Source organism: Akkermansia muciniphila, from assembly GCF_900184965.1.
GTDB classification, from domain to species: domain Bacteria; phylum Verrucomicrobiota; class Verrucomicrobiia; order Verrucomicrobiales; family Akkermansiaceae; genus Akkermansia; species Akkermansia muciniphila_A.
Genome location: NZ_FXYA01000071.1, coordinates 1 through 203 on the forward strand (window position 1 = coordinate 1; position 203 = coordinate 203).

Here is a 203-nt window from a genome sequence, read left to right on the forward strand (position 1 = left end):
GTCTCGTGGGCTCGGCGGCAATATAACACGTCATCCCCTTGGCAAGCACCATATCCACCAGCTGCTGTTCCAGGGCCCGTGAAACGGAATCATCCAAACGCAGGGCAATCCCCATACGGCTCCCATTCTCCCCATGCTCCCGGGAAATCCGGTCCAATTCTGAGGAAACGCCGGGCAGCCCGCCTTCAATCAGGCGGTTTCCG

At 59.6% G+C, this 203-nt stretch carries 1 protein-coding gene; it reads right to left on the reverse strand.

Annotation, left to right across the window (positions count from 1 at the left end; all coding sequences use genetic code 11):
- On the reverse strand, positions 1–203 hold a 203-nt coding region (locus CI070_RS13360), incomplete at both ends, for a hypothetical protein (RefSeq protein ID WP_179218310.1).